This is a genomic window from Vagococcus lutrae, assembly GCF_003987555.1.
Lineage (GTDB): Bacteria > Bacillota > Bacilli > Lactobacillales > Vagococcaceae > Vagococcus_A > Vagococcus_A lutrae.
Genome location: NZ_NGJW01000001.1, coordinates 52,642 through 66,890, shown reverse-complemented (window position 1 = coordinate 66,890; position 14,249 = coordinate 52,642). Strand labels below are relative to the sequence as shown.

At 38.3% G+C, this 14,249-nt stretch carries 12 protein-coding genes; 11 read left to right on the top strand and 1 reads right to left on the bottom strand.

What is annotated here, in order from left to right:
* Positions 1–71: 71 nt before the first annotated feature.
* From CBF33_RS00350 to recD2, 11 genes are all read left to right on the top strand, one after another.
* Positions 72–1,583 (top strand): flavocytochrome c, encoded by a 1,512-nt coding sequence (locus CBF33_RS00350; protein WP_126760654.1) that lies wholly within the window; start codon positions 72–74, stop codon positions 1,581–1,583.
* Positions 1,584–1,742: 159 nt separating this feature from the next.
* Positions 1,743–2,036, top strand: a complete 294-nt coding sequence (locus CBF33_RS00345; RefSeq protein WP_023606464.1) for an Fpa/YlaN family protein — start codon at positions 1,743–1,745, stop codon at positions 2,034–2,036.
* A gap of 11 nt (positions 2,037–2,047) precedes the next feature.
* Entirely contained in the window at positions 2,048–3,247 is a 1,200-nt protein-coding gene (locus tag CBF33_RS00340; protein WP_126760653.1) for an FtsW/RodA/SpoVE family cell cycle protein, read from the top strand.
* 22 nt (positions 3,248–3,269) lie between these two features.
* Entirely contained in the window at positions 3,270–6,698 is a 3,429-nt protein-coding gene (locus tag CBF33_RS00335; protein WP_126760652.1) for a pyruvate carboxylase, read from the top strand.
* A 13-nt stretch (positions 6,699–6,711) separates the two neighbouring features.
* A complete protein-coding gene (locus tag CBF33_RS00330; protein ID WP_126760651.1) occupies positions 6,712–7,848 on the top strand; it encodes a CAP-associated domain-containing protein in 1,137 nt (378 codons plus the stop codon).
* A gap of 1 nt (position 7,849) precedes the next feature.
* Complete coding sequence (locus tag CBF33_RS00325) at positions 7,850–8,278, top strand: YlbF/YmcA family competence regulator (RefSeq protein WP_023606468.1); 429 nt, start codon at positions 7,850–7,852, stop codon at positions 8,276–8,278.
* A complete protein-coding gene (locus tag CBF33_RS00320) occupies positions 8,271–8,555 on the top strand; it encodes a YlbG family protein (protein WP_023606469.1) in 285 nt (94 codons plus the stop codon). Before CBF33_RS00325 ends, CBF33_RS00320 begins: the two co-directional genes overlap by 8 nt.
* An 87-nt stretch (positions 8,556–8,642) precedes the next feature.
* Positions 8,643–9,203, top strand: coding sequence for a 16S rRNA (guanine(966)-N(2))-methyltransferase RsmD (gene rsmD / locus CBF33_RS00315; RefSeq protein WP_126760649.1), 561 nt, complete (start codon positions 8,643–8,645; stop codon positions 9,201–9,203).
* The gene (gene coaD, locus CBF33_RS00310; protein ID WP_126760648.1) at positions 9,200–9,703 is read left to right on the top strand and encodes a pantetheine-phosphate adenylyltransferase; all 504 of its coding nucleotides are present in this window, start codon (positions 9,200–9,202) and stop codon (positions 9,701–9,703) included. The genes rsmD and coaD overlap by 4 nt, the downstream gene beginning before the upstream one ends.
* 15 nt (positions 9,704–9,718) lie before the next feature.
* Entirely contained in the window at positions 9,719–10,768 is a 1,050-nt protein-coding gene (locus tag CBF33_RS00305) for a SepM family pheromone-processing serine protease (protein WP_126760647.1), read from the top strand.
* A 14-nt stretch (positions 10,769–10,782) separates the two neighbouring features.
* Positions 10,783–13,221 (top strand): SF1B family DNA helicase RecD2, encoded by a 2,439-nt coding sequence (gene recD2, locus CBF33_RS00300; RefSeq protein ID WP_126760646.1) that lies wholly within the window; start codon positions 10,783–10,785, stop codon positions 13,219–13,221.
* 67 nt (positions 13,222–13,288) lie between these two features.
* Here recD2 and CBF33_RS00295 read toward each other — a convergent pair whose 3' ends face one another.
* The gene (locus CBF33_RS00295; RefSeq protein WP_126760645.1) at positions 13,289–14,239 is read right to left on the bottom strand and encodes a diacylglycerol/lipid kinase family protein; all 951 of its coding nucleotides are present in this window, start codon (positions 14,237–14,239) and stop codon (positions 13,289–13,291) included.
* Positions 14,240–14,249: the final 10 nt, after the last annotated feature.

Below are 14,249 nucleotides of genomic sequence, written 5' to 3'. Positions count from 1 at the left end.
CAATTGAAACTTTTATTTGAGTTTGTTACTATTATTGTGAAAAAGCAAACAAAGGAAAAGGGGAAAAACAAATGAAGTGGAAAAAAGGGATCATGACATTTTTAGCCGGAACGTTACTTTTAGCGGGGTGTGGCGCTAAGAAAGAAGAAACAGCGGTAACGAAGGAAAAAGAAACCGCGACAACTGAAGCCGTTTCAGGTGCTTCTGAGCATCAAAGCACACCTTTAGAAGAATTAAAAGATAGTTATGACGTCATCATAGTAGGAGCTGGTGGTGGCGGGATGTCAGCAGCGATTGAGGCAAAAGATAAAGGGTTAAATCCTGTCATTTTTGAAAAAATGCCAGTAGCTGGTGGTAATACGGTGAAAGCTTCAGCTGGGATGAATGCATCCAACACGCATTATCAAAAGGAACAAGGGATTGAAGATAACAATGACTTGTTTTTTGAAGAGACATTAAAAGGTGGTAAGGAAACAAACGATCAAGAATTGTTACGCTACTTTGTCGATCATTCAGCAGAAGCGATTGATTGGTTAGATGGTTTGGGAATCGAGTTAAGTAATATTACAACAACCGGTGGCATGAGTGTTAAACGTACGCATCGTCCAGCTGATGGCTCGGCTGTAGGACAATATTTAGTAGATGGCTTACAACGCAATGTTTATGAGCGCGAAATCCCACTATTTACAAATGCTGATGTCAAAGAGATTATTGAAAAAGATGGCAAAGTTTCAGGTGCTAAAGTGACATTTAACAACAAAGAAGAAAAAGAGATTAAAAGTAAAGCGGTCATTGTTGCCACAGGTGGTTTTGGAGCAAACTTGGAGATGGTTTCAGAGTACAATCCTGACTTAAAAGGATTTGTCACTACGAACCAAGAAGGCAGTCAAGGCGACGGCATTAAGATGATTGAAAAACTGGGTGGACAAGTCGTGGATTTAGAACAAATTCAAATTCATCCAACAGTCGAACAAGAAACTTCTTATTTAATTACCGAAGCTGTACGCGGTGAAGGAGCTATTTTAGTATCGGATGAAGGTAAACGTTTTGTGAACGAGTTGGAAACGCGTGATAATGTTTCAGCAGCGATTATTGCCTTACCTGAAAAAGCAGCGTACTTAATCTTTGATGCGTCATTAAGAGACCGTGTCAAAGCGATTGATTTTTATGATGAACAAGGTTTAGTGAAACAAGGCGATACAATAGAAGATTTAGCGAAAACATTAGCGTTAAAACCAGATGTTTTGAAGGAAACAGTTGAGACATGGAATCAAGCTGTCAAAGATGGCAAAGACGCTGAATTTGACCGAACAACTGGAATGGAACATGAGTTATCACAAGCGCCATTTTATGCTATAAAGATTGCCCCAGGAATTCACCATACAATGGGTGGGGTGAAAATCAATACGAATGCTGAAGTGCTAGATAAAGACGGTCATGCGATACCTGGCTTATATGCAGCAGGAGAAGCTACAGGTGGGTTGCACGGTAAAAATAGAATTGGTGGTAACGCCGTTGCGGATATTATCATTTATGGACGTCAATCAGGTAACCAAGCAAGTGAATATGTTAAAGCAAATTAAATATTAATACAACAGGAGACTTTAAAGAGAAAAAAGACTTTTCTTTTTAAAGTCTTTTTTCTATAAAAAATGATTAAAACAAGTGGAAAGGTTGTATAATTAAAAGAAAATGCGAACGAGTTTATGCTATAATAGATAAATTGAAGGAGGTCTATCAAAATGAGTCAATTAACGACAGAAGAAGTCGCTTTGGAAGTGTTATTAACAGAAGCGAATAAGATAAAAAACTTAATCAGTAACCAGCAAAATCATATGTGTATTGCTCAGTGCAAAGCCTTTGAAGAAGTGGTAGATACACAAATGTATGGCTTTAGCCGTCAAGTTGATTTCGCTGTAAAAATAGGCGTGATTTCATATGAAGAAGGACAGCAGCGATTGTTAGATTTAGAGCGAGAATTGAATCGCGTTTATATGGATGTTTACGAAGAAAGTAAACAACATCGCGAACGATAGAAAGGTTGAAAATGGTGAGAAAAAAGAAGCAACGTAAAAGTATGTATATTGACTATGGTATTTTAATACCGTATTTATTTTTATCTATTATAGGAATCATCATGGTTTATAGTGCAACGTCCTATAATTTAGTGATGGCAGGACTTCCAGAATCAAGTGCAGCTGTAAAGCAAGGAATCTTTTTTGTAATAGGCTTAGTATTAGTTGGTCTCATTTATAAAATGAAAACGAGTTTCTTGAAAAATAAAAAACTAATCATGACGGCGGTTGTTAGCATCAGTTTATTATTAGTTTTAACATTAATCTTTGCAGAAGAAGTAAAAGGAGCACGTGCCTGGCTATCAATCGGACCGATACAAATTCAGCCTGCTGAATTTTTAAAAATTATTTTAATCTGGTTTTTAGCCGATGTGATGTCGACTAAACAACAACAAATTGTATCGAACTTTTACGAGGCGATGAAGCGTCCTTTAATGATCGTTGGTATGTTAATCTTTTTAGTTTTGATACAGCCCGATACAGGTGGGGCAGCTATTTTAGTTTTGATGGTCAGCATTATGTTATTAGCTAGTGGGATAAGTTACTGGTATGGCATATTATTTGCTGGTGGAGGCATTGCATTAAGCTCACTTGTGATTGAAGCGGTTGTTTTAAGTAAAGGGAAAATATTCCCTAAAAAAATGCAGTACGTTTATAAACGGTTTGAAACGTTTCGTAATCCGTTTGGAGATGCGTACGGAGATGGTCATCAGATGATTAATTCTTACTACGCGATGTTTAACGGTGGATTGTTTGGATTGGGATTAGGTAATAGTATTCAAAAGAAAGGCTTTTTACCTGAAGCTCAAAATGACTTTATTTTTTCTATCGTTGTGGAAGAGTTAGGCGTGATAGCAGCGATTTTTATTTTATTAGTCTTACTCTTTTTGATTTTGCGTATCATGATGATTGGGATAAAATCTAACGATACTTTTAATTCTTTAATCTGCATAGGATTCGCGGGTTTATTGTTAATTCAAACTTTTGTTAACGTTGGAGGTATCACAGGGATTATTCCGTTGACGGGTGTGACGTTTCCTTTTGTGAGTCAAGGAGGATCCAGTTTATTAACACTTTCAATCGGTATCGGCTTTGTTTTAAATATTCGAGCAGATGAATTAAAGCAACGTCGAGAGCGTCAAGAACAAGTAGTGGTGCCAATGCACCGTTAGTAATTAGAGAGGTGAGCGAATAATGAAGAAAATGTTAGTGGCTAATCGTGGAGAGATTGCAATTCGAGTCTTTCGTGCGTGTACGGAGTTAAATATTCCAACTGTTGGTATTTATGCGGCAGAAGATGAAAATTCGATTCATCGTTTTAAAGCAGATGAAGCGTATCTCGTTGGTAAAGGAAAGAAACCTATCGATGCGTATTTAGACATTGAAGACATTATTCGAGTAGCGAAACAAGCTGGGGCAGATGCGATTCATCCCGGCTATGGTTTCTTATCGGAAAATATCACATTTGCTAAACGATGTCAGGAAGAAGGGATTACGTTTGTCGGACCTTCAATTCATCATTTAGATATTTTTGGAGATAAAATTAAGGCGAAGACGGCTGCTTTAAAAGCAGGAGTCGCCTCTATACCTGGGTCTGAGGGACCTGTTTTAGATGTAGAAGAAGTCGTTCAATTTGGTGCAGAACATGGCTACCCAATCATGATAAAAGCCGCTCTTGGTGGTGGGGGACGTGGCATGCGTGTAGCACGTAATGAGCAAGAAGCTAGAGAAGGGTATTCACGCGCTAAAAGTGAAGCGAAAGCCGCATTTGGTAGCGATGAGGTGTATGTTGAAAAATACATTGAGAATCCACTCCATATAGAAGTACAGATTTTAGGGGATACTCATGGTAATATTGTTCATTTATTTGAACGTGATTGCTCTGTCCAACGCCGTCATCAAAAAGTGGTTGAAGTTGCCCCATCTGTTTCGCTAACTGAGGAGAAACGTGAAGAGATTTGTCAAAGTGCCGTAAAATTGATGAAACATGTTGGGTACATTAATGCCGGTACCGTCGAGTTTTTAGTGTCAGGTGACGCTTTTTATTTTATTGAAGTAAATCCACGCGTTCAAGTGGAACACACGATTACGGAATTAGTTACCGATATTGATATTGTGACGACTCAAATACAGATTGCTCAGGGAAAAGATTTACATGAAGAGATTCATATTCCTAAGCAAGAAGCGATTCAGCTTAGAGGAGCTGCGATTCAATGTCGTATTACGACAGAAGACCCAGCCAATAACTTTTTGCCAGATACAGGAACGATACATACTTACCGTTCACCTGGTGGTTTAGGTATCCGTTTGGATGTTGGGAATGCTTATGCTGGTGCACTGGTGACACCTTACTTTGATTCTTTATTAGTGAAGGTCTGTACGCATGGCCCGACATTTGAAAACACTATTCAAAAAATGAATCGCGCGTTAAAAGAGTTTCGAATTCGTGGTGTTAAAACGAATATTCCGTTTCTATTTAATGTCATTAATCATCCGGCTTTTCAAAGTGGACACGCTACGACTACCTTCATCGATCAAACGCCAGAGCTGTTTACTTTCCCAGGTCTGCGAGATAGAGGGAATAAGCTCCTTCAGTATATCGGGGATGTGACAGTCAACGGTTTTCCAGGAATAACGAAAACAGAAAAACCATATTTTGAAAAACCAAGGATGCCTAAAAAGATTGAAAGATTGCCAGAATTTACAACAGCTAAACAAGTTTTAGACGAACAAAACGCGGCAGGTGTAGTCAGTTGGATTAAAGAACAAGACAGTGTTTTATTAACTGACACGACCATGCGCGATGCTCATCAAAGTTTATTAGCCACTCGCGTGCGTACAAAAGATTTAGTTCGGATTGCAGCTGCGACTGAAGCCGCTATCCCTCAACTGTTTTCAAGTGAAGTTTGGGGAGGCGCGACCTTTGACGTTTCATACCGATTCTTAAATGAAGATCCTTGGGAACGTTTAGAAAAAATCCGTAACGCAATGCCAAATACACTGTTACAAATGTTGTTAAGAGGCGCTAATGGTGTTGGCTATCAAAACTATCCAGATAATGCGATTGAAGCATTTATCCGTCAATCAGCTAAAAAAGGTATTGATGTTTTCCGTGTTTTCGATAGTTTAAACTGGCTGCCACAAATGGAAAAAAGTATCGAAGTAGTTCGCGATACAGGGAAAATAGCGGAAGCAGCTATTTGTTATACAGGAGATATTCTTGATGAAACGCGTCCGAAGTACAACGTTCAGTATTATGTTGATATGGCTAAAGAACTTGAAAAAATGGGAGCTCATATCATTGGAATTAAAGACATGGCTGGTTTATTAAAACCGCAAGCAGCATATCGTTTAATTAGCGAGCTAAAAGCGGCGACGGACTTACCTATACACTTGCATACGCATGATACAAGTGGCAACGGCATTATTACTTACTCAGCGGCCACGAAAGCAGGAGTCGATATTGTCGACGTTGCGACAAGTGCGATGAGTAGCTCCACGAGTCAACCTAGCATGAGTAGTTTATACTATGCGCTACAAGCAGGTGAACGCACGCCGGACTTACAAATTGATAACGTCCAAAAAATCAATCATTATTGGGAGGACGTACGTCGCTACTATGCACCGTTTGAAAATGGGATTAGTGCGCCACAGACAGAAGTTTACACACATGAAATGCCTGGTGGACAGTATTCCAACTTACAACAACAAGCCAAAGCAGTCGGCTTAGCGGACAAATGGGAAGAGATTAAAGAAACTTACACGCTTGTTAATAATTTGTTCGGTGATATTGTAAAAGTTACACCTTCTTCTAAAGTTGTAGGAGATATGGCCCTTTTCATGGTTCAAAATGAATTGACTGAAGCCGATTTATACGAACGTGGCGACACGATAAGCTTCCCAGAATCAGTAGTGAGCTTTTTCCGTGGTGATTTAGGACAGCCTGTCGGTGGATTCCCTAAAGAACTGCAACAGATTATTCTCAAAGGAGAACAGTCGTTTAATGTGCGACCGGGTAGCTTGGCTGAACCAATTCGTTTCAAAGAAACTGCTGATTATTTAGCTGAGCAAATTGGTTATCAACCATCTGAAGAAGAGGTCTTAAGTTATATTATGTACCCGCAAGTGTTTTTAGATTACCGTGCTAGTCATCAACGATTTGGTGACGTGACAGTTTTAGACACGCCGACTTTCTTTTACGGTATGCGAAAAGATGAAACGGTTCGAGTAGAACTAGAAGCAGGAAAATTGTTAAATATTCGATTGGATCAAATTGGTGAACCTAATATTGAAGGTGTACGCACGTTGTACTTTACTTTTAATGGACAGCGTCGAGAATTGCATGTGAAAGATGCTCAAGTGAAATCACAAGTCGTATTAAAACAAAAGGCAGAGCCGACGAAAAAAGAACATATTGGCGCGACGATGTCTGGTTCGGTGTTAAATGTCTGCGTAGCAGTAGGTGACCGTGTCAAACGTGGAGACACATTATTAGTGACAGAAGCGATGAAAATGGAAACAGCTATTCAAGCGGCGTTTGACGGAGTGGTGACAGCGTTGCATGTGAAAGATGGCGAACCGATTCAGTCTGGTGATTTATTATTAGAATTAGCGGAAAAATAAGAGGAGAGATGATATGAAGCGTTTAACGCATTTTTTACTCGTCTTACTCTTGTTGGTAATCGTTGCTTATACAAAGCCGATTGTTTTTCAAAGTGAAATAAAGGATAAAACTGAACGACCGACGACTCCGGTTGTTCAGTCTCATCAAAAGTTCGTGCAAGGAAAGCTACCTGCATCGGGAATGGCTAATTATATAGGGGTTTCAACACAGGAACTGATTAAGCAGTACGGCGAACCGAAAACAATGCACCGTCAAAACGATACAGACCAGTGGTGGTTTTATGGTGAAACGCATCGTGATTATTTTCAAGTTTATGTGAGAAATAATCAAGTGGAATCGATTTTTGTTTTAGGAGATGAATTAGGGCTAGCTCCGTTTGAAGTCGGGCAATCTTTAAATGAAGTATCTGAAATTTCTACGATTTATTCTAATTTTAGTTTTGTTTTTAATAATCAAACTTACGTTATGGAACTCAGTGAAAAAGATATGAATTATCAACCTCTAATGGCATTTGATAATAATGTTTTTGTTATTCTACATATGAGTAAAGAAACAGGAGAAGTCGTAGGCTTGCGTTACTTATCGCAACAAATGCTTTTAGAACTTCAACCATATCAACTATTAGAAGGGAATTTAGTAATTCGTCCAGCCGAGCAAACAAGTACACCTGAATCGGACGAGCAAAATCGACAACAACTTTTAGCGATTATTAATATTGTTCGCAGTCGTTTAAATCTGGCACCATTAAGCCGCGTGCAAGAAGCAGATGAGGTTGCGGAACGGTTGTTAAAAGAGTTTATTGAGCGACCAGAAGCCTACCTAGAAGATTCACGGCTAGAAGATAAACAAATAGCCCAACAGTTTGATACGTATGACCATGCCTTTTATTTAAAAAAAGAAGAGTTACAACAGTTATTTAAAAAAGAGTCATTAGAAGAAACAACAGGTGTCTTGTATAGCCCGACTCATGACATTCCCTATATGGTCATGAACTGGTATAGTGACTTACTCCATTTATTACCGATTAACCGTTCAGAAAAAGCGTTTGTTGGCATAGATTTTGAAGAAGATACAATATTATTGTTATTAATGAATCATGAAATGAGAAAGACTTCAGAAACCTTGACGAATGAAAAGGATGAGCGATAAAATGATTTATACAGATGAATTATTAGCTATTGAAGATACGATTGATTTGTTGTGTCATAACATAATAGAGAGTGACGTAGTTAAAAACTATGTTGTGACAAAAGTAGCGTTGCTTAAAAATGCTGAAACACAGCAAAAGGTTACCGCCTTTGAGCAAGCGAAACGTTCTTTTGAACGAGTGGAGCCGTACGGGAATCACGCACCAGATTATACAGAAAAACGTCGAGCTTTAAGAAAGCAAAAGCGATTGTTAGATACCGATGAAAGAATTATGCGCTTTCGCGTGGCGGAAAGAGAATTGCAAGAAGTGTTAGACTATATTAGTTATGATATCGCACAAAGTATCTCACCTGATATTAAGGTGGATGCGGGTAATCCTTTTTTTGAATTTGCTACGCGAGGATGTGGAGGGAGTTGTCATATTGGATAAAGAAATCACACGTTCCTCTTTATTTGAAGAAGTACCGCGCCGCGGCGTGATTGTATGGGTCTATACATTAAGACCTATTAGACAATTGAAAAAGTTTGGCGTCATTCAACATGTGTCGCGTAAACAAAAATATGTGTACTTGTATATGAATGAATGGGATATTGAAAAAAATATTGAACGATTAGAAAAATTGCACTTTATACGTTCAGTGGAACAATCCTATCGTCCAGACATTCCAGTTACTTTCCAAAGTGTGAGTGAAATGTTTGCACAGTAGTATCTGATTGTAAAAGTCATAAACAAAAATTCATCAAGTCGCATGATACTTGATGAATTTTTTTACTAAAAATAAAAGGAGAACAAGATGCGAGTAGTAGCGGGAGAACATGGTGGTCGTAAGCTAAAATCTTTGCCGGGAGATAATACACGCCCTACATCTGATAAAGTGAAAGGGGCTATTTTTAACCGAATTGGGCCTTATTTTAATGGGGGAACTATTTTAGATTTATATGGCGGTAGTGGTAATTTAGCAATAGAAGCTTTATCGCGAGGCTGTGACCATGCGGTATGTGTAGACCGTCATTATAAAGCAATTATGATTATCAAAGAAAATGCAGCCTTATTAAAGCTAGAGAAACGCATGACCATTTTAAAATCGCATGCGCATCAAGCGATGACGCAATTAAGTGAGCAATCATATGAATTTGATTATGTATTTCTTGATCCCCCTTACGCAGAGGAAACGATTGAGAAAGATATTCGACAATTACTCGCATTGGAGTTATTAACACCAAATGCACAAATTATTTGTGAAACGGATAAACAGGTGATGTTACCGGAACGAATTGAAGAGATGGTTGTATCCAAAGATGTGATTTATGGCCAAACTAAAATAACTTATTATGAAAGAGAGCAGAAACAATGACAGAAAAGATAGCCTTATTTCCTGGAAGTTTTGACCCTTTTACGTTAGGACATTTGAACACGGTGACACGTGCTGCGAAGATGTTTGACAAAGTTATTGTAGCGATTGTCACAAATACGAGTAAACGACCATTATTCACGGCGAAAGAAAAAAAACGATTAGTTGCGGCTTCTATTGCACATTTAGATAATGTCGAAGTCATTTTGCATGAAGAAGGATTAACCGTTCATATTGCAGAAAAGCTAGGGGCTGAGGTGCTCATTAGAGGGATTCGTAATATTACCGACTATGAATATGAAAAAAATATTGCTCATATGAATGCACGCTTAGCACCTAATATTGAAACGCTATTCTTATTGGCAGACCCAGCCTATGCTAATATTAGTTCGAGCGTGATTAAAGAAATCGCTAAATTTGAAGGGGATGTTTCTCCGTTTGTTCCGCAGTCTGTTAATGAAGCTTTAGAAAATAAATATCGCGATCGACATATCGGTTGTTAAAAAGGAAGTGTCTGCATGAAAACACAACGCCTGTCTACCCAGTCTAAACTTTTCATTAGTCTCTTTGTTGTAGCCGTGTTGTTTGTAAGCAGTATGTTAATTCCCATCCCTTTTTATATTGAACAGCCGGGAAGTGCACAGGACGTTCAAAACGCGATTAGTGTGGATGGTCAAAAAAATACCGCTCCAGGTGCTTATTTGATGACAACGGTTAGTGTCCAAGAAGCGACACCTGCAACATATTTATTAGCAAAAGTGATGCCTTATCGAACATTAGTTAGTAAGAAAGAATATTTAGGGGAACTGACGGATGAAGAAGATGATGCTCTAGGCAACCTGGAAATGTTAGAGTCGGAGTATCTTGCTAAAAAAGTAGCATTAAACCTTGCGAAAATTCCTTACAAAGAGACATTTACAGGTATTAATGTAATGGGGATTTTACCCGAATCTGATTTTTACAATAAACTTAAAATTGGCGATCAGATTTTAAAAGTCGATGGTCAAAATTTTAACGATTTAAAAGAACTAATGGCTTATTTAAGTGAACGCAAAGAAAAAGACACGGTGACGTTAAGTATTAAGAGACAGCAAGAGGAGCAAGAAGTCAGTGGTACTTTAGTAAAGATGAACGAGAGTCATCAAGTTGGAATTGGTATTAGTTTAACAGAGGCGAGTCAGATTGAATTGGACCGCAATATTCAATTTGATTTGGAAGATGTGGGAGGACCGTCGGCTGGGTTAGTCTTTACATTAGAACTTTACGAACTTTTGACGAAAGAATCATACCGTCAAGGGAAGAAAATAGCTGGAACAGGAACGATAGCGTCTGATGGAAAAGTGGGAATGATTGGCGGAGTTGATAAAAAAGTGGTCGCTGCTGACCGTGCCGGAGCGGAAATTTTCTTTGTGCCGAGTGAGGATTTTTCAAAAGAAGCGAAAGAGAAAAATCTAGACTTGAAAAACAATGCAGAAATCGCACAGGAAACGGCGAAAGAATTAAAGACTAAGATGAAAATTGTGCCTGTTGCCAATGTTAAAGAAGCACTCGCTTACTTGAAAAAATAAAAGGAGGATAAGAGATGGTAGAAAGTGAAAAAGATTTACAACATACGCCTAAAATAATAGGACGGATTCAAGCCATCTTTTATCAAAATCCTACTAATTTTTATAAAGTGATGTTGATTGAAGTGGAAGAAAGCGAGCCGTCAATTGATGAATTAGAAATGGTTGTAACAGGAAATTTTGGCGATATGATGGAAGGAGAAAGTTACCAGTTTTCTGGACAGTTTGTCACACATCCTAAGTATGGCCGTCAATTCCAAGTGGAACGTTATGAACAGGTAAAACCAACCAGTGCTAATGGTTTAATTGACTATTTATCTGGGGATAACTTTCCCGGAATTGGAAAAAAAACAGCTGAAAAATTAGTAGATTATTTTGGCGAAGAAACAATCGATGTCATTATGAATGATTCTGAAAGATTAGACGCGTTAGATTTTTTAAATAAAAAACGAAAAGATACGATTATATCGGGAGTTAAAAGTAATTACGGGTCAGAAAAAATCCTTATTCAACTGAATGAATGGGGATTTGGTAGTCAATTAGCCATGACTATCTTTCAAAAGTATCAGGAACAAACATTAACCCTCTTAGAAGAGAATCCTTATCGCTTGATTGAAGATATTGAAGGGATTGCGTTTAAAAAAGCTGATAAGTTAGCAGAACATTTAAATATTGCCGCGAATGCACCAGAGCGTTTTCAAGCGGCTATTTTAACAGAGCTGCTGTCATATTCATTAAGTGAAGGACATACGTATATTGAAGCGCAAGTATTATTAGAGAAAGTCGTAACACTGTTAGAATCATCCCGACGTTATCCGGTGGAGCTTGGTGATGTAGCCGATCAAATCATTGCTTTGATTGATTTAGGAAAAATGCAGCAAGAAGGAACAAAGCTTTTTCATAACAGTTTATTCTATGCAGAATGGGGCGTTTCACATGCCATTCATCGCTTACTTAAACGTAAACAATCAATTGATTATGATGAAGCAACTATTTTAGCATCCATTAAGCAAATGGAGACGGAATTAGGCATTGCTTATGGCCCTTCGCAAAAGACAGCTTTGATTGAAGGCGTTCAGTCTTCTTTCTTTATCTTGACAGGTGGCCCTGGTACAGGGAAAACGACGGTTATTAATGGCCTCGTCCGATTATTCTCAGAGCTTAATGAGCTTTCTTTAGATATCAATGATTATCATAATGAGGTCTTTCCTATCTTATTAGCAGCGCCGACTGGTCGGGCAGCAAAGCGAATGAGTGAAACGACTGGATTACCGGCGAAGACGATACATCGTTTGCTAGGATTAACCGGACAAGAAATGCATCCAGAAGAAATTGCAAATGAATTAGAAGGTAGTTTGCTGATTTTAGATGAAATGTCGATGGTCGATACGTGGTTGGCAAATGCACTATTTAAAGCGATACCTACCAATATGCAAGTGATTATAGTTGGAGATAAAGACCAGCTGCCGTCTGTTGGGCCCGGTCAGGTTTTACACGATTTGCTATCGATTCCCATGCTACCTCAATGTGAGTTAACAGATATTTATCGACAAGAAGATGGTTCGTCAATTATTGCTTTAGCACATGCGATTAAAAAAGGGACGTTGCCTAGTGATTTTACTCGTAATCAGAAAGACCGTTCTTTTATTGCAGGCAACACGTATCAAATAGAAGAAATGATTCGTCAAATTGTGGTCAAAGCTGCAGAAAAAGGTTTTACAGCTTCCGATATACAAGTTTTAGCACCGATGTATCGCGGACCAGCTGGCATTGACCGATTGAATAAAATGTTACAAGAAGTGTTAAATCCTAATGAAAGTGGTCGTCGTAAAGAAGTAACGTGGTTTGAAACTGTTTATCGAATTGGTGATAAGGTTCTTCAACTGGTTAATGTTCCGGAAAATCAAGTTTACAATGGCGATATTGGAGAAATTACTGGTATTATCTTAGCAAAAGAGCACGAAGATAAAGTGGATGTCTTGGTAGTCGATTTTGATGGAATAGAAGTGGAATATCCACGTAATCAGTGGCAGCAACTCACACTTGCCTATTGCTGTTCTATTCATAAGTCACAAGGGAGTGAATACCCGCTTGTGATTTTACCAATGGTTAATGGTTATTATCGAATGTTACAGCGTAATTTATTGTATACGGCGATTACGCGTAGTCAAGAGCGTTTGATTTTATTGGGCGAACTGGAAGCTTATGAAACAGCTGTCAAGCATGAAGGTGCTAATCGTCAAACTGCTTTGAAAGAACGGATTATGGCAGAAACATTTCCGAGTACAACGTCACTTGATACCCAATCTCAAGAAGAAAGTATTCCTAAAGAAGAAATAGCTCAAGAACAACTTGAAACGCAAGCGTCATTTATCTTAACAAAAGAGTTAATTCTTTCTGGTGCCGTTGACCCTATGATTGGAATGGAAGGTATTACACCGTTTGATTACATTTAAAGGTGCTTGTTATGGCTCTATAATCTAAAAGACGGATGAATCATATTTAGATTCATCCGTCCTTTTTTCATAGCCAAAATAGCTGCTGTACTGAGTGCAAAGTAACGTCAATCGGTTGAGGGGTTAAAACTTCGCCATCCATTTGACCGTATTGTCTAGTCGGTGACTGGATACGTAGTTTTTTTCCTTTGAAATGTTTGACATGTGGAGACTGTAAGTGTGTCGCATTTAATAATTGTCCGGCTAATTTTATTATTTTATATAAAGGTAATTTTTCTAATAAGACTAGCTCGATGTCATCAGAGTCGACGGATGCCTCTGGTGCAATCCGAATCCCTCCACCAAAGAAAGGATGATTGGTACTCGTCATGAGATATGTGTTTTCATAATGATAAGTTGTTTCATCCATTGTAAAGGTCACGGGAAATCCTTCTTGTTTAAGTAAGACGTGAAAAGCAGAGGACAAGTAAATAAATGAACCGAGTTTTAACTTATTCAACCATTTTTTAGATTTTGATTGATTGGCTTTAGCGACAATCGCTGCATCTAAACCAATACCTAAATTGTTTGCAATTAATGCTCGTCCATTCGTCTGATGATCTGTACAAGCCAAAACTTGTTTAAAGCGAGGGGCTTGTATGCTAAGTAAATGTTCAAGAGCTTCTTCTGGTTGTCGAGATAAACCGACACCTCGAGCAAAGTCATTACCAGATCCGCATGGCAAATAAGCAACAGGAATATCCGTAAATGCTTGTAATGCATTTACGACTTCATGTAACGTGCCATCTCCACCTAAAACGGTTAATAAAGGAAAAGGTCTTTGACTATCTTCAGACCATTTTTTTAAATGATTGTTCGCCAACATATGAGTAAGGGTAATGGCGTGACCCGGAAATTCTGTATAATAAGTCGAATATTCGATATTTTTTTGATTTAATAAAGTGATAATTTCTTTACTTTTCTGCTTGGCGGCGCCACTTGCAGCTTGTTGATTAATAATAAGATGTAAATGTAGCATGCACTCAGTA